Origin of the sequence: Rhodococcus sp. MEB041, assembly GCF_030208955.1 — a bacterium.
Taxonomy (GTDB): domain Bacteria; phylum Actinomycetota; class Actinomycetes; order Mycobacteriales; family Mycobacteriaceae; genus Rhodococcoides.
Window position 1 is genome coordinate 320,174 of sequence record NZ_JARVSZ010000002.1, and the last position, 23,279, is coordinate 343,452.

A 23,279-nucleotide genomic window follows, 5' to 3' on the forward strand; every position below is an offset into this window, starting at 1 on the left:
TCAGCTCCTCCGCTTGCCGCGCTTACCCGTCGGGCGTGCGCCTGCGCGGGGCGCCGCGGCCGCAGCGCGTGCGGTCTTGGCCGGAGCACCCGTTGCCGTTGCCGTGGCGGTCGCCGTGCCCGTGGCGCCGGCCGGAACCGCGCTCTCGGCGCGCGGACGCGTGGTGCCCTCGCGCTTCGCGAGCACCTTCTTCGTGTGCGCCGCGACCGGGCCCCACCGTTCCTTCAGCGTGACCACCAGCGGGGTCGCGAAGAAGATCGACGAGTAGGCGCCGATGACGATGCCGACGAGCTGGACCAGTGCGAGATCCTTCAACGTCCCCACACCCAGCAACCAGACCGCGATGACGATGAGGGCGATGACAGGGAGCACGCTGATGACGGTGGTGTTGATCGAGCGCATCAGCGTCTGGTTCACCGCGAGGTTGGCCTGCTCGGCATAGGTGCGCCTGTTGAGGTGCAGGATGCCGCGAGTGTTCTCCTCGACCTTGTCGAACACCACCACGGAGTCGTACAGCGAGAAGCCCAGAATGGTCAGCAGTCCGATGACGGTCGCCGGAGTGACCTCGAACCCGACCAGCGAGTAGACACCCGCCGTGACGAGGATGTCGAAGAACAGGGCCGCGATACCGGCGAGCGCCATGTCACGCTCGTACCGGACGGCGATGTAGATGCTGACGATCACCAGGAACACCACGAGCGCGATCAGCGCCTTGTCGGTGATCTGGGAACCCCAGGTCTCACTGACGTCGGTGAAAGAGACCGCATCGCGCGTGGTCTCACCCTCCGCGTTGGCGGGCTGGAACGCGTCGAACAGGGCCGTCTGCAGCGCGGACGCCTGCCCCTGGTCCAGCGACTCGGAGCGGATCTGCACGGTGGCGCCGGATCCGGTGCCCACGGTCTGGACGGCGACGGCGTCCTGACCGAGGGTGTCGGTGTAGATCTCCTCGACCTGCGCGGTGTCGACGCCCTGCGGAGCCGGGAACTGCACGCGCGTGCCGCCCTCGAAATCGATACCGAGCGTGAAGCCGCGGACCGCGATCGACAGCAACGACACCAGCACGAAGGCCGCGGTGACGCCGTACCAGAGGCGACGGCGTCCGATGATGTCGAACGCGCCGGTGCCCGTGTAGAGCCGCGACAGGAGTCCGCGACCGGCCTCGGGTGCGTCGGGAACGGTGTCCTCGGTGGTGGTGGTCGTCTCGGCCACGGGTCAGGCCTCCTTGCTCGGGCCGGCTGCCGCGGTAGCAGCATCGCGGGTGGTCTTGGCGGCGGCAGCGCGTTTGCGCGCGCGGGCGATCTCCTGGACCGCACCGAGACCGTTGATCGACGGCTTGGACCAGAACTCGGACCGCGAGGCGAGATTGACCAGTGGCCACGTCACGAGGATCACGATGACGATGTCCAGCAGGGTCGACAGGCCGAGCGTGAACGCGAAGCCGCGCACCTGACCGACGGCGAGCACGTACAGCACCGCCGCCGCGATGAAGCTCACCGCGTTGCCGGACAGGATGGTGCGCCGCGCACGGGCCCAACCACGCGGAACCGCCGAGCGGAAGCTGCGGCCCTCGCGTATCTCGTCCTTGATGCGCTCGAAGAACACCACGAACGAGTCGGCGGTCATACCGATACCGATGATCAGACCGGCGATGCCGGCGAGATCGAGCGTGAACGAGATCCATCGACCGAGCAGGACGAGGATCCCGTAGATGGCGACCAGCGACAGCACCAGCGACAGCGCCGTGAGGATGCCGAGCATGCGGTAGTAGAGGAGGCAGTAGATGAGGACGAACACGAGGCCGATGGCGCCGGCGATCAGGCCTGCCTCGAGCGACGCGAGTCCCAGCGTCGCCGACACTGTCTCCGCCTCGGAGGCGGCGAACGACAACGGCAGCGATCCGTACTTCAGCGTGTTGGCGAGCTCGCGGGCACTGTCAGCGGTGAAATTGCCGGTGATCTGCGTGGCGCTGCCCGCGGGGGTCGCGCCCTGGATGACCGGTGCGCTGACGACCTTGGAGTCGAGGGTGAACGCGGCCTGCTTGCCGATGTTCGCCGACGTGAACTGAGCCCAGGTGTTGCCACCCTCGGTGGTGAAGCTGAGGGAGACGACGTTGCGGGACTGCTGGGTGTCGAACTGCGAGCTGGCGTCGGCGATCTGCTGTCCGTCGATGATCGACGGCTCGAGGATGTAGACCGCGGTGCCGTCCGTGGAGCAGGCGACGAGCGGCAGGGCCGGATCGTCGTTGCCCTGCAGGGGGTCGGGCGCGGAGCAGTCGATCGTGGCCATGGCCTGCTGCTGCACTGTCGGGTCGGTGCTCTGCCGCTGCGCCTTCGCCTCGGCGATCGCGTCGGCGGTCTCGTCCGCCGACGACGCGGGCGGGGCGGCACCGGGCTCGGAGGCGGAGGTGTCGGACGGCGCGGGTGTCTCGGACGGGGCGGGGGTGTCCGTGGGGTCCTGCGCCGGGAAGGGGCGGTTCTGCGGCGCCGGTGTCGCCGGAGCCGTGGTGGCCGCAGGGTCGGCAGCCGCGGGGTCGGCAGCGGGGTCGGTCGCCGCGGGAGCGGGAGTGCCCGCCGGAGTGGGGGCCTGGGACGTCAGCACCGGGCGGATGTACAGCCGGGCCGTCTGACCGAGTGTGCGGGCCTGCGAGCTGTCGTCGCCGGGAACCGTGATGACCAGGTTCTGACCGTCGACGACCACCTCGGAGCCGGAGACACCGAGACCGTTGACGCGGGTCTCGATGATCTGCTGCGCCTGACGCAGGCTCTCCTGGCTCGGGGCGCTGCCGTCGGGCGTGCGCGCGGTGAGCGTGACGCGTGTTCCACCCTGCAGGTCGATGCCCAGCTTGGGAGTCGGGGACTTGTCACCGGTGAAAAAGACCAGGACGTACACGAGGGCGATGAAGACGCCGAACACGGCGAGATACCGCACCGGATACGAGGATCCGCTGGATGGGGCCACGGTGAGTGCTTCTCCTGAGTGAGACGGACCGGCTGGAGGAGACGGACCTGCTGCTGGTCGGACGGGGGTGGAGCGCGGCGGCGGCGGGCGTCACGGACGGCCGGAGCCTGACCGACCGTACCCTCTCCACAACGACGCACCGCCCCCGAGGACGACCTCGGGGGCGGTGTATCCGCTTTGTCTCACTCCTTGGTGAGTCGTGCCTGCGATCGGCCGTCGTCCGCTCCGCCGAGGCCGTTCTCCAGGCTGTCGACGCGCGATCCGGCGTCGCTGTGGTCCTCGAAGTCGCTGGTCGGAGCGGCGTTCTCCGCAGCCGACTCGTCCAGCTCGTCCTCGTCGGGCAGCACGTCGCGCACGACGGCACGCGACCAGGTGGTGATGATGCCGGGAGCGATCTCCAGGTCGACGGTGGTCTCGGTGAGTCCGTCGACGAGGCCGTGCAGCCCGGACGTGGTCAGGACGCGATCACCGATGGACAGCGCTTCCTGCAGCTCGACCGTCTTGGCCACCTCACGCTTCTGGCGGCGGATGCCGAGAAACATGGGCACGAGCAGGGCGAGAACGAGAAGCGGAAACAGCAGTTCCATCAGAAACGTCAATCCTTAGATCTTGGGACTCGGAACCTTCAGTGTGCCACGTTCGGTCGGGCGATCGGGCGTGTCGACCGCCCGAAACGCCGGAATCGTCCGGATCCACCGGCTCAGGTCTCGTCGAAGAGCGTGCGTTGCGGCTCGTTCGTCCGCACCGAGATGCCGCCGACCGCGAGATCCGGCGGGGGTGTGAGACCCATCCGTTCCCACGCGGCGGCCGTGGCCACCCGACCGCGCGGCGTCCGCGCGATCATGCCCGCGCGGACGAGGTAGGGCTCGCACACCTCCTCCACGGTGGCCGGTTCCTCCCCGACCGCGACCGCGAGCGTCGAGACCCCCACGGGCCCGCCGCCGAAGCTGCGGACGAGGGCGCCGAGCACGGCTCGGTCGAGGCGATCGAGGCCGAGCTCGTCCACGTCGTAGACCTCGAGCGCCGCCCGGGCGACCTCGAGTGTCACGCGGCCGTCGGCACGCACCTCGGCGTAGTCCCGCACCCGGCGCAGCAAGCGGTTGGCGATGCGGGGTGTGCCGCGCGATCGTCCCGCGATCTCCGCGGCGGCATCCGCCTCGATGCGCACTCCGAGGATTCCCGCCGACCGCGTCAGGATGCGCTGCAGTTCACGGGGGTCGTAGAAATCCATGTGCGCGGTGAAGCCGAAGCGGTCACGCAGCGGGCCGGTGAGGGCGCCGGACCGGGTGGTGGCACCGACGAGCGTGAACGGTGCGACGTCGAGCGGGATCGAGGTGGCGCCCGGCCCCTTACCGACGACCACGTCGACGCGAAAGTCCTCCATCGCCAGGTACAGCATCTCCTCGGCCGGCCGCGCGATGCGGTGGATCTCGTCGATGAACAGCACGTCACCCTCGACGAGGTTGCTCAGCATCGCCGCGAGGTCTCCCGCTCGTTCGAGGGCCGGCCCGGACGTCAGGCGCAACGCCGAGTTCAGCTCCCCCGCGATGATCATCGCCATGCTGGTCTTGCCGAGTCCGGGCGGACCGGACAGCAGGATGTGGTCCGGTGTTCCGCCGCGTTGCGTCGCGCCCTGCAGGACGAGCTGCAGTTGCTCCCGCACGCGGGGCTGACCGATGAAGTCGTCGAGCGACTTCGGCCGCAGACTCGCATCGAGATCGCCGTCGTCCGGCACCATCTCGGCGGTGACCAGTGAGTCGTCCGTGCCGTCCGGGTCCGTCACCGCGACCTGCCCAGGCTCACCAGGGCCGAGCGCAGAGCCTGCGCCGTTCCGACGGCGGGGTCGTCTGCCAGCACGGCATCGACGGCGGGCTCGGCCTGCTTGGCCGGGAACCCGAGGCCGAGCAGCGCCTCGACCACCTGATCACGCACCGGGCTCGACGAGTGGCCGGGTGCGGCGACACCGGCCGGACCGGACACCACCGCGTCCACCTTGTCGCGCAGTTCGACCACGAGACGCTCGGCGCCGCGCTTACCGATACCCGGTACCCGCATCAGGGCCGTGACGTTGCCGTCGGTCAGCGCGGTGCGCAGCGCATCGGGTTCGAGGACGGCGAGCACGGCCATGGCGAGCCGGGGACCGACGCCGGACACCGTCTGGAGCAGGCCGAAGAGATCGCGCGACGTGGCGTCCGCGAAGCCGTACAGCGTCATGGAGTCCTCGCGCACGATCATCGAGATGACCAGGCGCGCCTCGGTTCCGCGAGAGAGCCCGGCCAGCGTCGCCGGCGTCGCATTGACGCGGTAGCCGATGCCTGCCGCTTCCACCACCGCGTGGTCGAGGGCGATCTCGAGCACCTCGCCCCGTACCGAGCTGATCATCGCGGTTGCGCTCCCGTCCTCGCGGCGGCCCGCACGGCCGCGCGCTGCTGCTTCAGTTTCTTCTCGTACGCGGCCTTCGCCGCGGCTGCCTGCGCCTCGGCGGCGGCCATCCGCGTCATCATGGGTGCCCGCCAGCAGTGACAGATCGCCAGGGCGAGAGCATCGGCGGCGTCGGCGGGGCGGGGGGCCTGCTGCATGCCGAGAATGCGGGTCACCATGGCCGTCACCTGAGCCTTGTCCGCGGTGCCGTTCCCGGTGACAGCGGCCTTGACCTCGGACGGGGTGTGGAAGGCGACCGGGATACCGCGCCGGGCGGCCGCGAGGGCGATCACTCCCCCTGCCTGCGCGGTGCCCATCGCGGTGCGCACATTGTTCTGGGAGAACACCCGCTCGACGGCGACCACCGTGGGCCGGTGAGTGTCCAGCCAGTACTCGGCGGACTCGGCGATCAGGAGAAGTCGCTGCGCCAGCTCCATGTCGGCCGGCGTCCGCACCACGTCGACGTCGAGCGCCGTGACCGCTCTGCCTGCGCCGGACTCGACCAGGCTCAGTCCACACCGGGTCAGCCCGGGGTCGACTCCCATGACACGCAACGCCCACTCCCTCACCGGATTCGGCCGCTCCGGACCTTCGAACACGTAGAACTGTTGTTCGATACCTTAGCGGCGAGTCGGTGACGAGTGTGGGCGGCGCGCTGGAGTCAGTCCTCGTCGAGCTGCGCGAGCACCTCGTCGGACAGATCGACGTTGGACCACACGTTCTGCACGTCGTCGCTGTCCTCGAGCGCGTCGATCAGCTTGAACACCTTGCGCGCTCCGTCGACGTCGACGGGCACACTGACGGACGGCTGGAAGCTGGCCTCGGCGGAGTCGTAGTCGATGCCCGCCTCCTGCAGCGCGGTGCGCACGGCGACGAGGTCGGTCGGCTCCGAGACCACCTCGAAGGTGTCCCCGTTGTCGTTGACCTCCTCGGCGCCGGCGTCGAGCACGGCCATGAGGACGTCGTCCTCGGACTGGCCGTTCTTCTCCAGCGTGACGACGCCCTTGCGCGAGAACAGGTAGGACACGGAACCCGGGTCGGCCATGTTGCCGCCGTTGCGAGTCATCGCGACGCGGACCTCGCCGGCCGCGCGGTTGCGGTTGTCGGTGAGGCACTCGATCAGGACGGCGACACCGTTGGGCCCGTAGCCCTCGTACATGATGGTCTGCCAGTCGGCGCCGCCCGCTTCCTCACCGGCGCCGCGCTTGCGCGCACGCTCGATGTTGTCGTTGGGGACCGAGGTCTTCTTCGCCTTCTGGATGGCGTCGTACAACGTGGGGTTACCGACGGGGTCACCACCACCCGTGCGCGCGGCGACCTCGATGTTCTTCACCAACTTGGCGAAGGACTTCGATCGGCGGGCGTCGACGACAGCCTTCTTGTGCTTCGTGGTCGCCCATTTGGAGTGGCCGCTCATCGGCAATAGCCCCTTTCGTACCGGCAGAGAACGTGCCCATCTTACGCGGGCGTGGACGAGGTCCTTCGCTCCCGCACCATGTCGGCGAACAGGGCGTGGACCCTGCGGTCCCCCGTGACCTCGGGATGGAACGACGTCGCGAGCACGTCGCCCTGCCGCACGGCGACGACGCGGCCCGCCGCGGGACCCTCCGGGACGGTGGCCAACACCTCGACTCCGTCGCCGACCCGCTCGACCCACGGCGCCCGGATGAACACGGCACGCATCGGCTCGCCGCCCACCCGAGCGACGTCGAGGTCGGTCTCGAAGGAGTCGACCTGACGACCGAAGGCGTTGCGCCGCACCGTGATGTCGAGGCCGTCGAGATGCACGGCATCCGGGGTGGTGTCCAGGATGTCGGAGGCCAGCAGGATCATGCCGGCGCAGGACCCGTAGGCGGGCATACCGGCGGCGAGGCGCTCGCGGAGCGGATCGAGGAGATCGAAGATCCGCAGCAGCTTCCCCATCGTGGTCGACTCGCCGCCGGGCAGCACCAGACCGTCGACGGCGTCGAGTTCCTCGGGACGGCGCACCGTCACCGCGCTCGCACCGGCGGCAGTGAGCGCCTCGAGATGCTCTCGCACGTCACCCTGCAGCGCGAGCACTCCGATGGTCGGAGCTGTCACCGTGACGTCTCGAGGCCCGGCGTGTGCTGCGCCGAGCGGTCGTAGCGCATCAGACCCTCCTGCGTGACGGCCGCGACCATCCGGCCCTGACGGTCGTAGATCCGTCCCTGGGTCAACGCGCGGCCGAGGCCTGCGGAGGGCGACGTCTGGTCGTACAGCAACCACTCGTCCGCACGGAACGGGCGCAGGAACCACAACGCGTGATCGAGCGACGCGGTCTGCGTGGCGACGTCCTCGTGTGGGACCTTCGCCGAACCCAGCAGCGTCATGTCCGACATGTACGCCAGAGCGCACACGTGGAAGACCTGATCGTCCGGCAGCGGATCGCGGTAACGGATCCAGACCTGTTGCTGAGCAGCAAGACTGGAGCTCCGGGTGATGCGGTCCTGCGGGACGAGCCGCACGTCCCACCGGTTCCACTCCTTGTAGAACATCTTCTGCCGCAACGCCTCGTCCTCGGCGACGTCGGGGAGGTCTTCCGGACCCACCACTGCCGGCATCCGGTCCTGGTGCTCGATGCCCTCGTCCTCCACGTGGAACGACGCCGACATCGTGAAGATCGCCTTGCCGTCCTGGATGCCCGTGACCCGACGCGTGGCGAACGACCGACCGTCGCGGATGCGGTCGACCGTGAAGACGGTGGGCTCGTTCGGGTTTCCGGGGCGCAGGAAGTATCCGTGCAACGAGTGCACGCGGAACGCGGGATCCACCGTCTTCGCCGCGGACACCAACGACTGCCCGGCGACCTGGCCGCCGAACGTGCGCTGCAGCTGACTCGGGACGGAACTCCCCCGATAGATGTCGTTCTCGATGCGCTCGAGCTCGAGGATCTCTTCGATTCCGGCCATGATCACCCTTTCCGGTCGGGACAGACGGGACCTGCCCCGCGAGTACGGCAGAAGTGTCGCAGAATCGGGCCCCGGAACGACACTTCGGCCGTACTCGCGGGGGGCGGAGGCGGCGCGTCGGGCAGGATCGAGGCCGTGCCCCGCTTCTCCCCCACCACTCCCGACGCGGTGGTGGACCACGTCGTGGACCGCATCGACGCCGTCGACGGACGGTGTGTCGTGGCCGTCGACGGCGCGGACGCCGCCGATCCGGTGGCCTTCGCTCAGCGCGTCGTCGCCCGGCTCCGCGCGGACGGCCGCGCCGCCGATCTCGTCTCCCTGCACGACTGGGTGCGGCCCGCGTCGCTGCGACTCGAGTACGGGCACGAGGACGAACTCTCCTACCGCACCCTGTGGTTCGACTACGACGCACTGACGCGCGAGGTGATCACGGCGGTGCGCACGCGCGATCAGTGGTTGCCCGCGCTGTGGGACGAGCGGTCCGATCGCTCCGCTCGCGCTCGGCCGCGAACGGCGGCGCAGAATCAGGTGGTGGTCGTCGCGGGCCCCATGCTGCTGGGGCGTGGCCTCGATCTCGACGTCACGGTGGCGCTGACGCTCACCGAGCGCACCGCGTCGCGCCTCACCCCGGAGGACGAGCGCTGGACGGTGCCTGCCCTGACGGCGCACGCGGAGCACGGCGAACGGGCGGACGTCGAGGTACGGATGGACCACCCCGACCGCCCGGCCCTGCTCGTCGAGCGCTGACCACCCCCCGCAGACCGGAGGTGGTGTCAGATCACCAGCCGCGCTCGGCGAGGCGGTGCGGCTGCGGGATCTCGTCGACGTTGATGCCGACCATGGCCTCGCCCAGGCCGCGGGAGACCTTGGCCAGCACGTCCGGGTCGTCGAAGAAGGTGGTCGCCTTGACGATGGCGGCGGCGCGCTGCTCGGGGTTGCCGGACTTGAAGATGCCGGACCCGACGAAGACACCCTCGGCACCGAGCTGCATCATCATCGCGGCGTCCGCCGGGGTGGCGATGCCACCGGCGGTGAACAGGGTGACGGGGAGCTTGCCCGCGCGGGCGACCTCGACGACGAGATCGTAGGGAGCCTGCAGCTCCTTCGCGGCGACGTACAGCTCGTCCTCGGGCAGCGACGTCAGGTGGCGGATCTGGTCACGCAGGGTGCGCATGTGCGTGGTCGCGTTGGACACGTCACCGGTGCCGGCCTCGCCCTTCGAGCGGATCATGGCCGCGCCCTCGGTGATCCGGCGCAGCGCCTCGCCGAGGTTGGTCGCACCACAGACGAAGGGAACCGTGAACTTCCACTTGTCGATGTGGTTCGCGTAGTCGGCGGGGGTCAGCACCTCGGACTCGTCGACGTAGTCGACGCCGAGGCTCTGCAGGATCTGTGCCTCGACGAAGTGGCCGATGCGTGCCTTCGCCATGACGGGGATGCTGACCGAGGAGATGATGCTGTCGATCATGTCGGGATCGCTCATCCGCGAGACGCCGCCCTGTGCGCGGATGTCCGCGGGCACCCGCTCGAGAGCCATGACGGCGACGGCGCCGGACTGCTCGGCGATCTTCGCCTGCTCGGCGGTGACCACGTCCATGATGACGCCACCCTTGAGCATCTCTGCCATACCGCGCTTGACGCGGGCGGTTCCGGTGGACGGAGTGGCGTCCTGCTCGGACGGGAGGGTGGTGGTCACGGTGATCTCCTCAGGCATGCGGGAATGTGTGCACCGCGAGCCTAGGCTCGGCTGGACCTCGTCGCGATAACCACTTCGACCGCACTGGCCCGCTATGGCTGCCATCACACCAGGTCAGTGGATGGCGCGCACGTCCGGATCGGTGCGGAGAGCCAGCACCGTGTCCGCCTCGTCGAGCAGCTCCGCCATCGCGCGCGGATAGACCGCGTCGCCCGAGGCGGCCAGTGACCGGATCTCGTCCGCCGTGCACCAGCGATGCCCGGTGACGACGCGTCGCTCGAGCTCCGTGAAGCCTGTGCGCACCGGCTCGAACGCCTCGGCGCGGAGAGCGAAGAACAGCTCCTCCGACCGGATCACGACGCCGTCGAAGGAGAACGTCGCGGTCCGACGCCACATGGGCCCGCGCAGGTCCTCCGCCGAGGCGACCATGCCGGTCTCCTCGCGCAGTTCGCGAACAGCGGCGTCGCGCAGGGTCTCCCCCACCTCGACGCCCCCACCGATGGTGAACCAGAAGTGCACGTCGGGCACCGACGGATCGTGACCCCGCAGCAGCAGCACGCGGCCGCGCCCGTCGAGCAGCACGACGCGCGCCGACGTCCGGGTCGACGCGCCCTCGACCTCATCGAGGGTCGCCTCGCTCTCGGAGAGCTCGAAGTAGGTCGGCATCGCGGCCGTCCCGCCGAGTCGGAGCAGGCGGACGGGTCGACGCGATCGCAGTGCGACGGTGTCGCGGACCGCGTCGTTGTGGAACCGCCGGGCGATCTGCACCCGCGCCTCCGCGTCGGCGAGTTCGGAGATCATCTGCGGGTTCAGCCGGGCGAGGTCGATGCGGCCGAGTGCGACGGACACCGCGTTCTCGGCGCGCTCCCGGTCGGCACGCTCCGCCCGTTCCGCCCGATCCGCGAGCGTCGTCAGGGTGCGGCTCTCCACCGATCCCGGCGCGTCCAGGGCGGCGGCGACCGCACGGGTCACCACCGACCGACGGGCCAGGGCGGCCTCGAGGGACTGCCAGGACCGGTCCGAGCGCACGTGCAGTCGGTCGAGACGGTGCGCCGTCGAGTACGCCCACAGGCCGAGGAGGAGGACCAGCAGTGCCACGACCACGACGGCGGCGGCCACCCAGAACGTCATCAGTCGATCACCTTCACCGTGCGACCGGCCACCGCGACCGCTTCGTACACCCGGACGATCTGCTCCGCGACGACCGGCCAGTCGTAGGACACGGCGGCGCGGCTCGCCTGGCGCACCAGGTCGGCCCGCTCGTCGTCGTTCGACAGCACGCGGATCACCGCGTCCGCCATGGCCTCGGAATCGCCCACCGGGAAGAGCACACCGGCCGTGCCGTCCCGCAGCACGCGGCGGAACGCGTCCAGATTGCTCGCGACCACGGGCGCGCCCGCGGCCATGGCCTCCACCAGCACGATGCCGAAGCTCTCGCCGCCGGTGTTGGGAGCACAGTAGATGTCGGCGCTGCGCAGTGCCGACGCCTTCTCGGCGTCCGTCGTCTGGCCGAGGAAGCGGAAGTGCTTCGCCAGATCGCCGGCCTCTCGGCACAGCTTCTGCTCGTCGCCGCGGCCCACGACCAGCACCTCGATGTCCGGGAACACCGCGGCGATGGGCCGGAGCGCGGCCAGCAGGGTCTGCATGCCCTTGCGGGGCTCGTCGTAGCGGCCGATGAACACCAGCGTCCGGCCCGGCCGGGGATACCCGGGCAACAGGGGCGCCGTCGCGAACGCGGGGACGTGGACCCCGTTGGGGATCTCCACCGCATCGGACCCCAGAGCCTCCACCTGCCACCGTCGCGCCAGCTCCGAGACGGCGATGCGCCCGGCGATCTTCTCGTGATACGGGCGCAGCACACCCTGGAAGGTGCTCAGCAGCAACGACTTCGTGGTCGAGGCGTGGAACGTGGCCACGATCGGACCGTCCGCGATCTTCAGCGACAGCATCGACAGACTGGGCGCGTTCGGCTCGTGGATGTGCAGGACCTCGAACTCGCCCTTCTCGATCCACGCCCGGATGCGGGTGTAGGTCACCGGACCGAACGCCAGGCGCGCCACCGAGCCGTTGTACGGAAAGCTCAGGGCCTTGCCCGTCGAGACGACGAAGTCGGGCAGCGCCGTCTCGTCGCTCGCCGGGGCCAGGACGCTGACACGGTGACCGCGCTGGATCAGTACCTCGGCCAGTTCCGCGACGTGCGCCTGCACGCCACCCGGGACGTCGAACGAGTACGGGCAGACGATGCCGATCTTCACCGGTCGGCCTCACCGGTCATGCGGTCACGCCGGCCCTGCGAGAGGTCGTCCCACCACAGCGGCTGCAACATGTGCCAGTCGGCCGGATGCGCGGCGATGTTGGCGGCGAAGTGGTCGGCGAGCGACTGGGTGGCCTGCTCGACGCCGGCGGAGACGTCGATCGGGGGCTCGATCGAGAAACCCCAGCCGGTGGGGGTGAACCAGCAGTGCACCGGGAGCAGAGCCGCACCGGTGTCGATCGCGAGACGCGCGGGCCCGGCCGGCATGCGGGTCGGCTCCCCGAAGAACGTGACGGGCACCCCGTGGCGGGCGAGGTCGCGCTCGCCGAGGAGGCACACGACCTTTCCGTCTCGCAGGCGCTCGGAGAGTTGCTCGAACGGCGGGCGTTCGCCGCCGCTCAGCGGGAAGATCTCGAACCCGAGGGACTCGCGGTACGCGACGAAGCGTTGGTAGAGCGACTCCGGCTTCAGCCGTTCGGCCACCGTCGTGAACTGGCCGCGGGTGCGCGTGAGCCAGACGCCCGCCATGTCCCAGTTCCCGCTGTGCGGGAGCGCGAGCACGGCGCCGCGGCCGGACGCCAGCGCCGCGTCCAGATGTTCCTGGCCGACGACGGCGTCGTCGATGGCCGCGGCCTGGGCCGCGAGATCCATGGACGGCAACCGGAACGCCTCGCGCCAGTACCGCGCGTAGGAGCGCACCGACGCCTGCACGAGGTCGTCCGGTACCGCGTCCGCGGTGGTGCCCAGCACGCGGGCGAGGTTGCGGCGCAGCTGCTCCGGTCCTCCGTTGCGGCGCGCGGCGAGGTCGGCGCCGGCGTCGAAGAGTCGGGTCGCGACGCCGTCGGGCAGCGCCCGGACGACCCGCCATCCGGCGATGTATCCCGCGGCGCCGAGCCGCTCCGACAGACTCATCCAGCCGTGCTGTCCGGCTCGATCCGGTTGGCCTTCGGCTGGATCGGAATGATGTCGCGGGCACCGGCGGAGTTGCGGACGGCCAGTACACGCTGGAACACCGTGACGATGCTCGCCGCGGCCAGGAAGTACGTCGCGACGGGCAGAGCGAACTGCAGCCAGGTGAGATCGGCGAGTTGGCCGATGCCGGTGAGCCCGGATCCGACGAGGACGATCACCAGGCGGTCCGGACGTTCGATCAGGCCACCGTCTGCGGACAGTCCGCTCGCCTCGGCACGGGCCTTGGCGTAGGAGATGACCTGCGACGTCACCAGACACACGAGCATCGCGACGAACAGCGGCCGATCGTTCTGGTGGAAGACCGCCCACCACGACAACCCGGCGAAGATGGCGCCGTCGGCCACGCGGTCGCACGTCGCATCGAGCACGGCGCCGTACTTGCTGCCGCCGCCCCGCGCACGTGCCATCGCACCGTCGAGCATGTCGAACATGACGAACAGCCAGATCACCAGCGTGCCGATGAACAGATGGTCCGCGGGGAACAGCGTGATCGCGGCGACGACGCTCGCGACGGTGCCGATGACGGTGACGGAGTCCGGCGTGAGACCCGTGCTGTTGAGGGCGCGGCCCAGCGGCGCGGTGACCTTGGACGCCGATGCCCTACCGAAGATGCTCAGCACGACGGAGTCAGTCCTTCCACGCGGCGGCGAGCAACGCGCGAGTGTCTCGGAGGAGTTGCGGCATGACCTTCGCACCGCCGATGACGGTGATGAAGTTGGCGTCACCGCCCCACCGCGGGACGACGTGCTGGTGCAGGTGCTCGGCGAGCGAACCGCCTGCGGGCGCACCGAGATTGAGACCGACGTTGAACCCGTGCGGGCGTGAGACACGCTTCATCGTGCGGATCGCGTGCTGCGTGAACCGCATCAGCTCCACGCTCTCCTCGTCCGTGAGGTCCTCGAGGTCGGCCACCTTGCGGTACGGCACCACCATCAGGTGACCCGGGTTGTACGGGTAGAGATTCAGCACCGCGTACACGTGCTCTCCGCGCGCGACGATGAGCCCGTCCTCGTCCTCCAGCGTGGGGATCTGGGTGAACGGCTCCGACGCCATCTTGTCGTCGACCTTCGGAGCCGTCGCGATGTAGGACATCCGATGCGGCGACCAGAGCCGCTGAAGGCGGTCCTCGTCACCCGTCCCGGTGTCCACGATGGCTCCCGCGTCGGCGGTGGCGTCGTCCTCGCTCATGCTCCGTCACTCCCGCCGGGGATGGTGTCGAAGGTGTCCGCCGTCGGGGACTCGTTGCGGCGCTGCGCCACCCAGGAGGCGACCGCCGTGACCGCGTCGTCGACGGGGACACCGTTGATCTGGGTGCCGTCGCGGAAGCGGAAGCTCACCGCACCGGCATCCGCGTCGTTCTGCCCGGCCAGCAGCATGAACGGCACCTTCTGCGTGGTGTGGTTGCGGATCTTCTTCTGCATGCGGTCGTCACTGGCGTCGACCTCGGCGCGGATGCCCGACTTCCGCAGCGCGGCGATCACACCGAAGAGGTGGTCCGCGTACGCCTCGGCGACGGGGATGCCCACCACCTGCACGGGGGCGAGCCACGCCGGGAAGGCACCCGCGTAGTGCTCGGTCAGCACACCGAAGAAGCGTTCGATGGAACCGAACAGTGCGCGGTGGATCATCACGGGGCGCGTCTTCACACCGTCGCTACCGGTGTACTCGAGGCCGAAACGATCGGGCAGGTTGAAGTCGAGCTGAATGGTCGACATCTGCCATGTCCGGCCGAGCGCGTCCTTCGCCTGCACCGAGATCTTGGGTCCGTAGAACGCGGCGCCGCCCGGATCGGGAACGAGGTGCAGCCCGGAGGCCGCGGCGACCTCGGCGAGGGTGGCGGTGGCCTCCTCCCACACCTCGTCGGAGCCGACGGACTTGTCGGGATTACGGGTGGAGAGCTCGAGATAGAAGTCGTCGAGGCCGTAGTCCTTCAAGAGTCCGAGCACGAAGTTCAGCGTGTTCGTGAGCTCGTCGTGCATCTGCTCACGGGTGCAGTAGATGTGCGCGTCGTCCTGCGTCATGCCGCGCACTCGGGTCAGCCCGTGGATGACACCCGACTTCTCGTAGCGGTACACCGACCCGAACTCGAAGAGCCGCAACGGGAGCTCGCGGTACGAGCGGCCGCGGGAGTCGAAGATCAGGTTGTGCATCGGGCAGTTCATCGGCTTGAGGTAGTAGTCCTGGCCGGGCTTGCGCACCGTGCCGTCCTCGGCGAGTTCCGCGTCGAGATGCATCGCGGGGAACATGCCGTCCTTGTACCAGTCGAGGTGACCGGAGACCTCGTACAGCGTGCTCTTGGTGATGTGCGGTGAGTAGACGAACTCGTAGCCCTGCTCGACATGGCGCTGGCGCGAGTAGTCCTCGAGCTCCTTGCGCACGATGCCACCCTTGGGGTGGAAGACCGGCAGGCCGGATCCCAACTCGTCGGGGAAGCTGAACAGATCGAGCTCCGACCCCAGCTTGCGGTGATCGCGACGCTCGGCCTCCGCGAGGAGCTCGAGGTAAGCGTCGAGCGCCTCCTGCGACTCCCAGGCGGTGCCGTACACGCGCTGTAGATCGGCCTTCGACTGATCGCCGCGCCAGTACGCGGCCGAGCTGCGGGTGAGCTTGAACGCCGGGATGTACTTGGTGGTGGGCACGTGCGGTCCGCGGCACAGATCGCCCCACTCGCGATCGCCGGTCCGCGGGTTCAGGTTGTCGTAGGCGGTGAGCTCTCCCCCGCCCACCTCCATGACCTCGGGATCGTCGACCGAGCCCTTGTCGTCGACGAGTTCGAGCTTGTACGGCTCGTCGGCCAGCTCGGCCTTGGCGGCGTCCAGGGAGTCGTAGACGCGCCGCGAGAACCGCTGACCACTCTTGATGATCTGCTTCATCTTCTTCTCGAGCTTGGTCAGGTCCTCCGGAGTGAACGGGTTCTCCACGTCGAAGTCGTAGTAGAAGCCGTTCTCGATGGGCGGGCCGATGCCCAGCTTCGCGTTCGGGAACATCTCCTGGACCGCCTGGGCCAGCACGTGCGCGGCCGAGTGGCGGATGACGCTGCGGCCGTCCTCGCTGTCGGCGCGCACGGGCTCGACCTCGGTGTCCGCCTCGGGAGCCCACGACAGGTCGCGGAGTCGACCCTCCTCGTCCCGGACCACCACGATGGCGTCCGGCCCCTTGTTGGGAAGGCCGGTGTCGCGCAGCGCCGTTCCGGCGGTCGTCCCTGCGGCCACGCTGATGCGAGGTGCGAGGACAGCGGAATCGGGCATGCTCACGGTGATGCGCTCCTACGGACGTGGGTCGGTGCCGCCCGGGTGGGGCGGCGGCGACAGGTGTGGGTCGGGTGTCGTGCACAGCGTATCGGCATCGGGGACGCGGCAGACACCTCGCCCGAACGCCTGGCGCGTCAGAGAAGCGCCGACCACCGTCGGGCTCTGTCCTCGGGGGTGCGACGCGGACAGCTGACGCACATGTCGACCCCGGCCTCGAAGACCAGACAGCACGATCCACGACGGACGACACGGCGCGAGTGCGCATCCGGCGCACTCGCAGTCGCCGGTGTGACGATCGCGTCCGCCGTCACGTCCACGAAACGCGGTTCGGGGAACCGATGCGTCCGAGCCTGCGACGTGAGGAGCCGCGCCATCGCGGTGGCGTCGGCCACGCGTCCGAGTGCGGAGGCCACGTCGAGCACCCGGTTGGCCACGGAGTCCGAGGCGATCGCCCACAGGCTCGGTGCGGACAGCCCCGGCACGCGCTGTGCGAGCCCCCCGACCAGGCGCTCGACCAGGTCCGCCACGACTGTGCCCGCCGACGTCGCCACCGTGGGCGACATCAGTGCGGCAACGGTCCCGGTGTCGCCGATGGCCACCACCGCATCGGGAGCCGTCGGGTCGACGCAGTGCCCGGTGACGAGCATCTGAGCGCCGAGGACCAGTGCGAGCGTCGAGCTGGAGCCGTACCACCACAGCGTCGCGCACGTGGTGTCCGAGACGTCGGGCCACCGCGCGGCGGACCGAGCCAGTGCGACGTCCAGCAGCGCTGGATCGGGGATGTCCCAGCCGTCCCCGGGCGGGACCACCATGAGGTTCGCGGTCCACGGCAGCGCCTTCGCGGTGCGCGTGACGACGTCCGCGGCGGTCAGAGTGGGCTCTGCAGCCACGCCCAGTCCAGGCCCACCCAACCGGCGACCAGCTCGAGGGCGCCGAGCAGCCACAGCGTGGCGAGCACGACCACGGTGGTCAACAGTGCGCCGAGTCCCTTGACGACGATGTTCTGCCGACCGAACCACTCCATGAACGTGTCGTACCGGGCCCGCACCCAGTGCAGGACGGTCTTGGCCCACGCGAACTCCGAGGCGAGGATGCCGAGACCGGCGAAGACGATGAGCCATCCGGGACCGGGATACGGGATGGCGACGATGCCGAGGGCGAGGACGACGGTTCCCACCGCGGCCACCGCGATGCGGTACGCACGATCCACGGTCGGGCGCGAGGCGATGCCGTCACGCCACTCGCGGTACCGGCTGCGCTCCTCGCGCCCGCGGCTGCCGCGCTCACGCGATCCGGAGTCCGTCACCGCGGACGGGTCGGCAGTCGCTGCGCGCTCTGCGGGGGCGACCCTGTCTGCGGGGGCCTTGTCGGTACTCACCAGGTCACCATACCCGGGGACACCGGCCTCGGAACGGCGAAAGGCCCCCGCTGCAGCGAGGGCCTGTCGTCTTCTCTGTGGTCCCGGCTGGGATCGAACCAGCGACCTTCCCGGTGTGAACGGGACGCTCTTCCACTGAGCCACGGGACCGGGCCGCGTGCGAGCACGCCGTCCGAACGAGGGGAAACGTTAACACGTCCCCGAGGGTGCTCCCAACACGGACCCCGACCCGCGCCGGCCACCGCTGCGGCCGACCGACCCTGCGGCGGTCGTGACAGGAGTGACGGCAGGGAAACACGGTGTGAACAGCGGATTTGTGACTTCCGGCCGACGTGGGCTAATGTTTCGAACCGCACCACGGAGGCGGAAACGCCACCGAGGAGTGTGCGGACGTGGCGCAGCTGGTAGCGCACAACCTTGCCAAGGTTGGGGTCGCGGGTTCGAATCCCGTCGTCCGCTCGAGGGTATCGAGTCCCCCGGTTCTCACGAGCCGGGGTTCTCGTCACCACGGTGGAGTGGCCGAGTGGTGAGGCAACGGCCTGCAAAGCCGTGCACACGGGTTCGATTCCCGTCTCCACCTCGTCACCCGTCACCGGGTCCCGCGCGATTAGCTCAGCGGGAGAGCGCTTCCCTGACACGGAAGAGGTCACTGGTTCAATCCCAGTATCGCGCACCACCACACGAAGCCCCCGTCCTCGGACGGGGGCTTCGTGCATTCCGCCTCATCCCACTCGGTACCGCTCGAACAGCTCGTCGAGGTGCCGCGTCGTCGTCTCGTCGTCGACGTAGTCCACCTCGTCGCGCGTCGTCACGTGCACGTGATCGTGGGCGTACTGGATCCACTCGAAATCCGCCACCAGCTGATCGCTGCCGTACGCGCCCGCCTCGTCGACGGCCTTCTGAACCGCTGCCTTGACCCGGTCCACGCGACCCGTGAAGTACTGCACCGTCATCTGTTCGCTCATGTCGATCCTCTCGTCGTCGCCACGCTGCGGCGTCGTGACCCCGCGCCATCGTTCGTCGTTCATCCTCCGCCTACCCGATCGTCCGGTGTCGTGAACGACACGTCTCGGACGTCGGGAGTGAGAAGACACAACGGCGATCGCCCGCCGATCACCCGAATCGCCGTGTGCGTCCGGCGCAGGGTGATTGACTTGCCTCATGCCTACCTGGGGTTGGTTCGTCGTGGCTCTCGTGGTCATCGATCTCGCCGTCGTCGTCACCTGGTTCGCGCTGCGACACCGCACCGCCGCCGCACGGACGGAGACCGTCGACCGTCATCCCGTCGACGCCGAGACGCACACCGCCGTGGCCGCTCTGGTGCACGCGCGCAAGCCGGCGCAGGCGATGTCGCTGCTGCGCGATCGCACGGGAATGCCTCTGCGACAAGCGAAGAACGTGGTGGACGCCGTGGAGGCGACGGACCGCCCCCACGCCGCCCACCCTCGATCGGCCTGACGGGTGGCGACACAGCCCACGAGACGCGCCACGCACGCCGACGTGCCGGCCCTCGCCGATCTGGCGGGACGGACCTTCCCCCTGGCGTGTCCACCCGGAACGCTGCAGGAGGACATCGACCATTTCGTGGCGACCGTGCTGTCGGAGTCGGCGTTCCGCACCTACCTCGACGACGACGAGCGCATCGTGCGGGTCGCTCCGCAGGGCACGGCACTGGTCGGGTACACGATGCTGATCCTGTCGGCGTCGACCGACCCGGACGTGTCGAGCGCCCTCACGGCCACGGACGCCGTGGAGGTGAGCAAGATGTACAGCGACCCCGCCGCCCACGGCACGGGAGTTGCTGCAGCACTGATGGAGTCGGCCGCGGACGAGGCTCGACGGCTCGGACGCAGCGCGCTGTGGCTCGGAGTGAACCAGCAGAACGCCCGCGCGCTGGCGTTCTATCGGCGCAGCGGTTTCCGGCAGCTGGGAGAGAAGCGTTTCGCGCTGGGAGCCGTGCTGCACGAGGACTTCGTCATGCAGCGCGACCTCACCTGACGCCGACTCGGACGGTAGCGACTCAGACGGAGGCGAAGCGCGAGAGCGCCAGCAGACGCGACGTCGCGCGCAGGTACTTCTTCCGGTACCCGCCCTGGAGCATCTCCTCGGTGAAGAGCTCGTCGAGCTTCGCACCCGACACGGTGACCGGCGTACCCGCGTCGTACAGGCGGTCGGCCAGCACGACGAGGCGCAGCGCCACGGACTGGTCGGGTGCCGCGTGGACGTTCTCGATGAAGACGGCCGTGACACCCTCGATCAACTTCCCGTAGCGCGACGGGTGCAGGGTGCTCAGATGCTTCACCAGCGCGTCGAAGTCGTCGAGCGTCGATCCCTCGACGGCCGCCGCGGCGGCTTCGATCTGGTCCGCGCCGATCGGGTCCGGAGCCGGGGGCAGGTCGCGGTGCCGGTAGTCGGGACCGTCGACACGAATGGACTCGAAGATCGAGCCGAGCTTCTTGATCTCACGCAGGAAGTCCTGAGCGGCGAAGCGACCCTCGCCCAACTGGCCGGGCAGCGTGTTGGACGTCGCGACGATGGAGACGCCCTTGGCGGCCAACTCGGTGAGCAACCGAGACACCAACATCGTGTCGCCCGGATCGTCGAGCTCGAACTCGTCGATGCACAGCACGCTGTGCCCGGACAGCTCGTCGAGCGCCTTCGTGAATCCGAGAGCTCCGACGACGTGGGTCAACTCGACGAAGGTGCCGAACGCCTTGGGCTCCGGCGACGCGTGGAAGATCGACGCCAGCAGGTGGGTCTTGCCGACGCCGAACCCACCGTCGAGGTACAGACCTGCGCCGGAGGCCGGCGTCTTCTTGCCGAACAGACCGCGCTTCCCGCCCGACCGGATCTTCGCGACCTTGCCGGCGAACTCCTCCGCCTTGCGCACGGCCTCTGCCTGCGTCGGCTCGTTCGGGTCCGGGATGTAGGACGCGAAACTCACGTCGTCGAACATCGCCGGCGGCACCATCTGGGCGATCAGCTGGTCGGCGGGCACCACGGGATCGCGGTCGACGAGGCGTTGTGGCATGGGACGAGGTTAACGACGTGGTGTGATGGCTTTTGTGCAGCGTATCGATAATGGGACCTACCTCACAGTGACCGACGACGATCTCACCGATCTCTACGCGTATCCGGCCGAGCTCCACTCCCCCTGGATCCGCGTCAACTTCGTGGCGGGCATCGACGGTGCGGTGTCGCAGGACGGGGTGTCCGGTGGACTGGGGACCCCTGCTGACAAGGCGGTCTTCGGCGAGCTCCGCTCGCTCGCCGACGCCGTCCTGGTGGGTTCGGGCACCGTCACGGCAGAGAACTACGGAGGTGTCGAGGTGTCCGACGCGGTGCGCGCCGCGCGCACCGCGCGGGGTCAGAGCGAGGTCCCTCCGATCGTCGTGGTGACCGGATCCGCGAGCGTCGATCCCGAGTCGACGGTGGTGACGGGCGCGGAGGTGCCGCCGATCGTGCTGACCACCTCGCACGCGCCCGAGGACAAGGTGCAGGCACTGCGCGACGCCGGGCTCACCGTCGTCCGCGCCGACGGCGACCTCACCGGCGACGTCGTGGTCGCGCTGCTGCAGGACCTCGGCCTGCAGCGAGTGCTGTGCGAGGGCGGGCCCGGACTCTTCGGGTCGCTTCTCGCCGCGGATGTCGTCGACGAGGTCTGCGTGACCACCTCGCCCACCCTCAGCGCCGGGACCTCGGGCCGGATGGCGACGTCCGATGCCGCCGTCGACCGCCCGATGACCCCGGGCCACATCCTGCTCGACGACGACGGGACCATCCTGGTGCGCTGGGTGCGCGCGCGCGAGATGGCACGCTGAACGTATGCAGATGTCGAGGTTCGTGTCACGGCTCGCCGCCCTGACGGCCGTCGTCGTGGTCGCCGCCGCGTGCGGGGCCGGACCGTCGACCCGTCCGGACGTGGCGATCGAGGGTGGATCGGCCGGGTCCGACGGCGGGCCCGCGACGACCGAACCCACCGACGAGGGGCCACGTCCCCTCGAGGCACCGGTCACCGACCTGAACTGGACCGACTGCACGGCCCGCACCACCGCTGCTCGCGGGGTCACGGCCGCGCCCGGAGTGCTGGTGGACTGCGCGACCTTCCCCGCTCCCATCGACCGCACCGTCGCCTCGGACGGCACGTTCGAACTCTCCGCGGTCCGCGTGCGCACGGCCGCCACGCCGGCGGACGCGGCGCCGCTGGTCTACACGTCCGGCACCGATCGACCGTCGTCCGCGGACATGGCGGCGCTCGCCGCGCAGCCGGACACCGCGCTCCTCGACGCCCACCCGATCGTCGGCGTCGATCGGCGCGGCATCGGCAACTCCGCGCCGTTCGACTGCTACTCGGGTGCCACGTCCACCCGCGACGCGCTGACCGACCTCGGGCAGTACTCACCCGGCACCGACGCGGCGGACAAGGTCGCGACCCTCGCCCGCGACGCGACGATCGCGTGCACCGACTTCCTGCTTCCCGAGGCACTCATCTTCGGGGTCACCAACAGCGCCGACGATCTCGAGGCGCTCCGGGAGGCGTGGGGAGTGCGTGCCCTGTCGCTCCTGGGATCGGGCAACGGCGCCCTCGTCGCGCTCGGGTACGCGGCCGCGTACGGCGACCACGTCGCCCGTCTCGTGCTCGATTCCCCCACCAGCGTCATCACCGACGCCGTCACCAGCGCCGAGCAGACCGTGCGCGGGGAGGAGGCCGCCCTGACGGCGTTCGCCACCCGATGCGCCGCCGTCGGATGCTCGCTCGGGGCGGATCCGCGCTCACAGGTGGTGGAGCTGTTCCGCCGCGCCGACGCCGGTGATCTCGCACCGCTGTCCGGTGCCACCGTTCGACAGGCAGTCGTCCACCTGCTGGCGTATCCGTCCACCGCCGACGGCGCCGCGCGGGTGCGCTCCACGTCGGACACGGTGGCAGGTGCGCTCGTCGGGAACACCACCGCACTCGACGACGCGGTCGACGAGGTGCGTGCCCTGACCGAGACCGACGGTCATTTCGTGAGCCGCTGCACCGACGGCCAGCAGTGGCCCGCGCCCGACCGGGTCCGGGAGCTGCAGACGTCGTGGTCCGGCCAGTACCCGGCCTTCGGTGCGACGGCGGCGTTGAACCTGCTCACCTGCTCGGCGTGGCCGGCGACCACCCCGCCGCCCGTCCCCTCCACCCTGGGGCTCCCGGTCCTGGTGCTCAGCGGGAACGCCGACGCCGTCACCGGTACGGAGCCGCTTCCGGCGGTCACGGGAGCGTTGGGCGCGGCCGGCGCGGCCACCACGACGATCACCTGGGACGGCATCGGACACCCCGTGTCGGTGGGCTCGGGGTGCGGGCGCGCGGCCGTCGCGGCGTACCTCGAAACGGGCGACGTGCCGGAAGGCGGTAATGCGTGTCCGGCCTAGTTGCCGGGGTACCGTC

The 23,279-nt window shown here is 69.7% G+C and carries 25 protein-coding genes and 4 tRNA genes; 8 read left to right on the top strand and 21 right to left on the bottom strand.

Annotated elements, in window-relative coordinates:
• The 9 genes from secF to QRN16_RS05475 form a co-directional block, all read right to left on the bottom strand.
• On the bottom strand, positions 1 to 1,209 hold the full coding sequence (gene secF, locus QRN16_RS05435) for a protein translocase subunit SecF (protein WP_222631008.1): 1,209 nt from the start codon (positions 1,207 to 1,209) through the stop codon (positions 1 to 3).
• Between the two features lie 3 nt (positions 1,210 to 1,212).
• On the bottom strand, positions 1,213 to 2,958 hold the full coding sequence (gene secD, locus QRN16_RS05440; protein WP_051613210.1) for a protein translocase subunit SecD: 1,746 nt from the start codon (positions 2,956 to 2,958) through the stop codon (positions 1,213 to 1,215).
• Positions 2,959 to 3,140: 182 nt separating this feature from the next.
• On the bottom strand, positions 3,141 to 3,545 hold the full coding sequence (gene yajC / locus QRN16_RS05445; protein WP_081821185.1) for a preprotein translocase subunit YajC: 405 nt from the start codon (positions 3,543 to 3,545) through the stop codon (positions 3,141 to 3,143).
• A gap of 113 nt (positions 3,546 to 3,658) precedes the next feature.
• Complete coding sequence (ruvB, locus tag QRN16_RS05450) at positions 3,659 to 4,696, bottom strand: Holliday junction branch migration DNA helicase RuvB (RefSeq protein ID WP_056445240.1); 1,038 nt, start codon at positions 4,694 to 4,696, stop codon at positions 3,659 to 3,661.
• Between the two features lie 41 nt (positions 4,697 to 4,737).
• Positions 4,738 to 5,340, bottom strand: coding sequence for a Holliday junction branch migration protein RuvA (gene ruvA / locus QRN16_RS05455; protein ID WP_285185028.1), 603 nt, complete (start codon positions 5,338 to 5,340; stop codon positions 4,738 to 4,740).
• Positions 5,337 to 5,933 (bottom strand): crossover junction endodeoxyribonuclease RuvC, encoded by a 597-nt coding sequence (ruvC, locus tag QRN16_RS05460; protein WP_285185029.1) that lies wholly within the window; start codon positions 5,931 to 5,933, stop codon positions 5,337 to 5,339. Before ruvC ends, ruvA begins: the two co-directional genes overlap by 4 nt.
• A 107-nt stretch (positions 5,934 to 6,040) precedes the next feature.
• On the bottom strand, positions 6,041 to 6,796 hold the full coding sequence (locus tag QRN16_RS05465) for a YebC/PmpR family DNA-binding transcriptional regulator (protein ID WP_027505225.1): 756 nt from the start codon (positions 6,794 to 6,796) through the stop codon (positions 6,041 to 6,043).
• A 41-nt stretch (positions 6,797 to 6,837) separates the two neighbouring features.
• The gene (pdxT, locus tag QRN16_RS05470) at positions 6,838 to 7,461 is read right to left on the bottom strand and encodes a pyridoxal 5'-phosphate synthase glutaminase subunit PdxT (protein WP_027505224.1); all 624 of its coding nucleotides are present in this window, start codon (positions 7,459 to 7,461) and stop codon (positions 6,838 to 6,840) included.
• Positions 7,458 to 8,309, bottom strand: a complete 852-nt coding sequence (locus QRN16_RS05475) for an acyl-CoA thioesterase (protein WP_027505223.1) — start codon at positions 8,307 to 8,309, stop codon at positions 7,458 to 7,460. Before QRN16_RS05475 ends, pdxT begins: the two co-directional genes overlap by 4 nt.
• Positions 8,310 to 8,444: 135 nt before the next feature.
• Between QRN16_RS05475 and QRN16_RS05480 the strand changes: the two genes are divergently transcribed.
• Entirely contained in the window at positions 8,445 to 9,056 is a 612-nt protein-coding gene (locus tag QRN16_RS05480) for a nucleoside/nucleotide kinase family protein (RefSeq protein ID WP_197027759.1), read from the top strand.
• Positions 9,057 to 9,087: 31 nt separating this feature from the next.
• Here the strand turns inward: QRN16_RS05480 and pdxS are convergent, their stop codons facing one another.
• From pdxS to QRN16_RS05530, 10 genes are all read right to left on the bottom strand, one after another.
• Positions 9,088 to 10,023, bottom strand: a complete 936-nt coding sequence (gene pdxS / locus QRN16_RS05485) for a pyridoxal 5'-phosphate synthase lyase subunit PdxS (RefSeq protein WP_051613209.1) — start codon at positions 10,021 to 10,023, stop codon at positions 9,088 to 9,090.
• A 96-nt stretch (positions 10,024 to 10,119) separates the two neighbouring features.
• The gene (locus tag QRN16_RS05490; RefSeq protein ID WP_285185030.1) at positions 10,120 to 11,136 is read right to left on the bottom strand and encodes an NUDIX hydrolase; all 1,017 of its coding nucleotides are present in this window, start codon (positions 11,134 to 11,136) and stop codon (positions 10,120 to 10,122) included.
• On the bottom strand, positions 11,136 to 12,260 hold the full coding sequence (locus tag QRN16_RS05495; RefSeq protein ID WP_027505220.1) for a glycosyltransferase family 4 protein: 1,125 nt from the start codon (positions 12,258 to 12,260) through the stop codon (positions 11,136 to 11,138). The genes QRN16_RS05490 and QRN16_RS05495 overlap by 1 nt, the downstream gene beginning before the upstream one ends.
• Positions 12,257 to 13,171, bottom strand: coding sequence for a phosphatidylinositol mannoside acyltransferase (locus QRN16_RS05500; protein ID WP_056444780.1), 915 nt, complete (start codon positions 13,169 to 13,171; stop codon positions 12,257 to 12,259). Before QRN16_RS05500 ends, QRN16_RS05495 begins: the two co-directional genes overlap by 4 nt.
• Positions 13,168 to 13,851: a phosphatidylinositol phosphate synthase gene (gene pgsA, locus QRN16_RS05505; protein WP_285185031.1), complete on the bottom strand. Its 684-nt coding sequence runs from the start codon at positions 13,849 to 13,851 to the stop codon at positions 13,168 to 13,170. The genes QRN16_RS05500 and pgsA overlap by 4 nt, the downstream gene beginning before the upstream one ends.
• Positions 13,852 to 13,858: 7 nt before the next feature.
• Positions 13,859 to 14,419, bottom strand: a complete 561-nt coding sequence (locus QRN16_RS05510; protein WP_027505217.1) for an ATP adenylyltransferase — start codon at positions 14,417 to 14,419, stop codon at positions 13,859 to 13,861.
• Entirely contained in the window at positions 14,416 to 16,479 is a 2,064-nt protein-coding gene (gene thrS, locus QRN16_RS05515; protein WP_285186030.1) for a threonine--tRNA ligase, read from the bottom strand. The genes QRN16_RS05510 and thrS overlap by 4 nt, the downstream gene beginning before the upstream one ends.
• A 137-nt stretch (positions 16,480 to 16,616) precedes the next feature.
• Positions 16,617 to 17,372 carry a (2Fe-2S)-binding protein gene (locus QRN16_RS05520; protein ID WP_051613208.1) on the bottom strand — a complete coding sequence of 252 codons (756 nt, stop codon included), beginning with the start codon at positions 17,370 to 17,372 and terminating at the stop codon, positions 16,617 to 16,619.
• Positions 17,351 to 17,788, bottom strand: coding sequence for a TIGR02611 family protein (locus tag QRN16_RS05525; RefSeq protein ID WP_051613207.1), 438 nt, complete (start codon positions 17,786 to 17,788; stop codon positions 17,351 to 17,353). The genes QRN16_RS05520 and QRN16_RS05525 overlap by 22 nt, the downstream gene beginning before the upstream one ends.
• Positions 17,789 to 17,938: 150 nt before the next feature.
• Positions 17,939 to 18,010 (bottom strand) — tRNA-Val (locus QRN16_RS05530).
• A gap of 236 nt (positions 18,011 to 18,246) precedes the next feature.
• Between QRN16_RS05530 and QRN16_RS05535 the strand changes: the two genes are divergently transcribed.
• From QRN16_RS05535 to QRN16_RS05545, 3 genes are all read left to right on the top strand, one after another.
• A tRNA-Gly gene (locus QRN16_RS05535) sits at positions 18,247 to 18,319 on the top strand.
• Between the two features lie 50 nt (positions 18,320 to 18,369).
• Positions 18,370 to 18,440: transfer RNA gene (locus tag QRN16_RS05540), tRNA-Cys, on the top strand.
• Positions 18,441 to 18,461: 21 nt separating this feature from the next.
• Positions 18,462 to 18,536 (top strand) — tRNA-Val (locus QRN16_RS05545).
• 46 nt (positions 18,537 to 18,582) lie between these two features.
• Here the strand turns inward: QRN16_RS05545 and QRN16_RS05550 are convergent.
• Positions 18,583 to 18,825 carry a hypothetical protein gene (locus tag QRN16_RS05550; RefSeq protein ID WP_162246765.1) on the bottom strand — a complete coding sequence of 81 codons (243 nt, stop codon included), beginning with the start codon at positions 18,823 to 18,825 and terminating at the stop codon, positions 18,583 to 18,585.
• A 196-nt stretch (positions 18,826 to 19,021) separates the two neighbouring features.
• On the opposite strand from QRN16_RS05550, the gene QRN16_RS05555 reads away from it, so the two are divergent.
• On the top strand, positions 19,022 to 19,318 hold the full coding sequence (locus QRN16_RS05555; protein WP_162246766.1) for a hypothetical protein: 297 nt from the start codon (positions 19,022 to 19,024) through the stop codon (positions 19,316 to 19,318).
• A gap of 3 nt (positions 19,319 to 19,321) precedes the next feature.
• Positions 19,322 to 19,858 (top strand): GNAT family N-acetyltransferase, encoded by a 537-nt coding sequence (locus tag QRN16_RS05560; RefSeq protein WP_027505214.1) that lies wholly within the window; start codon positions 19,322 to 19,324, stop codon positions 19,856 to 19,858.
• A gap of 22 nt (positions 19,859 to 19,880) precedes the next feature.
• On the opposite strand, the gene zapE is transcribed toward QRN16_RS05560, so the two are convergent.
• Positions 19,881 to 20,891, bottom strand: coding sequence for a cell division protein ZapE (zapE, locus tag QRN16_RS05565; protein ID WP_027505213.1), 1,011 nt, complete (start codon positions 20,889 to 20,891; stop codon positions 19,881 to 19,883).
• Between the two features lie 25 nt (positions 20,892 to 20,916).
• On the opposite strand from zapE, the gene QRN16_RS05570 reads away from it, so the two are divergent.
• Both QRN16_RS05570 and QRN16_RS05575 read left to right on the top strand, forming a co-directional pair.
• Positions 20,917 to 21,681, top strand: coding sequence for a pyrimidine reductase family protein (locus QRN16_RS05570; RefSeq protein ID WP_081821184.1), 765 nt, complete (start codon positions 20,917 to 20,919; stop codon positions 21,679 to 21,681).
• Positions 21,682 to 21,685: 4 nt separating this feature from the next.
• The gene (locus QRN16_RS05575; RefSeq protein ID WP_285185032.1) at positions 21,686 to 23,263 is read left to right on the top strand and encodes an alpha/beta hydrolase; all 1,578 of its coding nucleotides are present in this window, start codon (positions 21,686 to 21,688) and stop codon (positions 23,261 to 23,263) included.
• Positions 23,264 to 23,279: the final 16 nt, after the last annotated feature.

Coding starts and splice junctions, on each gene's coding strand:
- yajC (WP_081821185.1), bottom strand. CDS start 3,545: ATGGAACTGCTGTTTCCGCTTCTCGTTCTCGCCCTGCTCGTGCCCATG.
- ruvB (WP_056445240.1), bottom strand. CDS start 4,696: ATGGTGCCGGACGACGGCGATCTCGATGCGAGTCTGCGGCCGAAGTCG.
- ruvA (WP_285185028.1), bottom strand. CDS start 5,340: ATGATCAGCTCGGTACGGGGCGAGGTGCTCGAGATCGCCCTCGACCAC.
- QRN16_RS05465 (WP_027505225.1), bottom strand. CDS start 6,796: ATGAGCGGCCACTCCAAATGGGCGACCACGAAGCACAAGAAGGCTGTC.
- QRN16_RS05475 (WP_027505223.1), bottom strand. CDS start 8,309: ATGGCCGGAATCGAAGAGATCCTCGAGCTCGAGCGCATCGAGAACGAC.
- pdxS (WP_051613209.1), bottom strand. CDS start 10,023: ATGCCTGAGGAGATCACCGTGACCACCACCCTCCCGTCCGAGCAGGAC.
- QRN16_RS05490 (WP_285185030.1), bottom strand. CDS start 11,136: ATGACGTTCTGGGTGGCCGCCGCCGTCGTGGTCGTGGCACTGCTGGTC.
- QRN16_RS05500 (WP_056444780.1), bottom strand. CDS start 13,171: ATGAGTCTGTCGGAGCGGCTCGGCGCCGCGGGATACATCGCCGGATGG.
- QRN16_RS05510 (WP_027505217.1), bottom strand. CDS start 14,419: ATGAGCGAGGACGACGCCACCGCCGACGCGGGAGCCATCGTGGACACC.
- thrS (WP_285186030.1), bottom strand. CDS start 16,479: ATGCCCGATTCCGCTGTCCTCGCACCTCGCATCAGCGTGGCCGCAGGG.
- QRN16_RS05550 (WP_162246765.1), bottom strand. CDS start 18,825: ATGAGCGAACAGATGACGGTGCAGTACTTCACGGGTCGCGTGGACCGG.
- QRN16_RS05555 (WP_162246766.1), top strand. CDS start 19,022: ATGCCTACCTGGGGTTGGTTCGTCGTGGCTCTCGTGGTCATCGATCTC.
- zapE (WP_027505213.1), bottom strand. CDS start 20,891: ATGCCACAACGCCTCGTCGACCGCGATCCCGTGGTGCCCGCCGACCAG.
- QRN16_RS05570 (WP_081821184.1), top strand. CDS start 20,917: ATGGCTTTTGTGCAGCGTATCGATAATGGGACCTACCTCACAGTGACC.
- QRN16_RS05575 (WP_285185032.1), top strand. CDS start 21,686: ATGCAGATGTCGAGGTTCGTGTCACGGCTCGCCGCCCTGACGGCCGTC.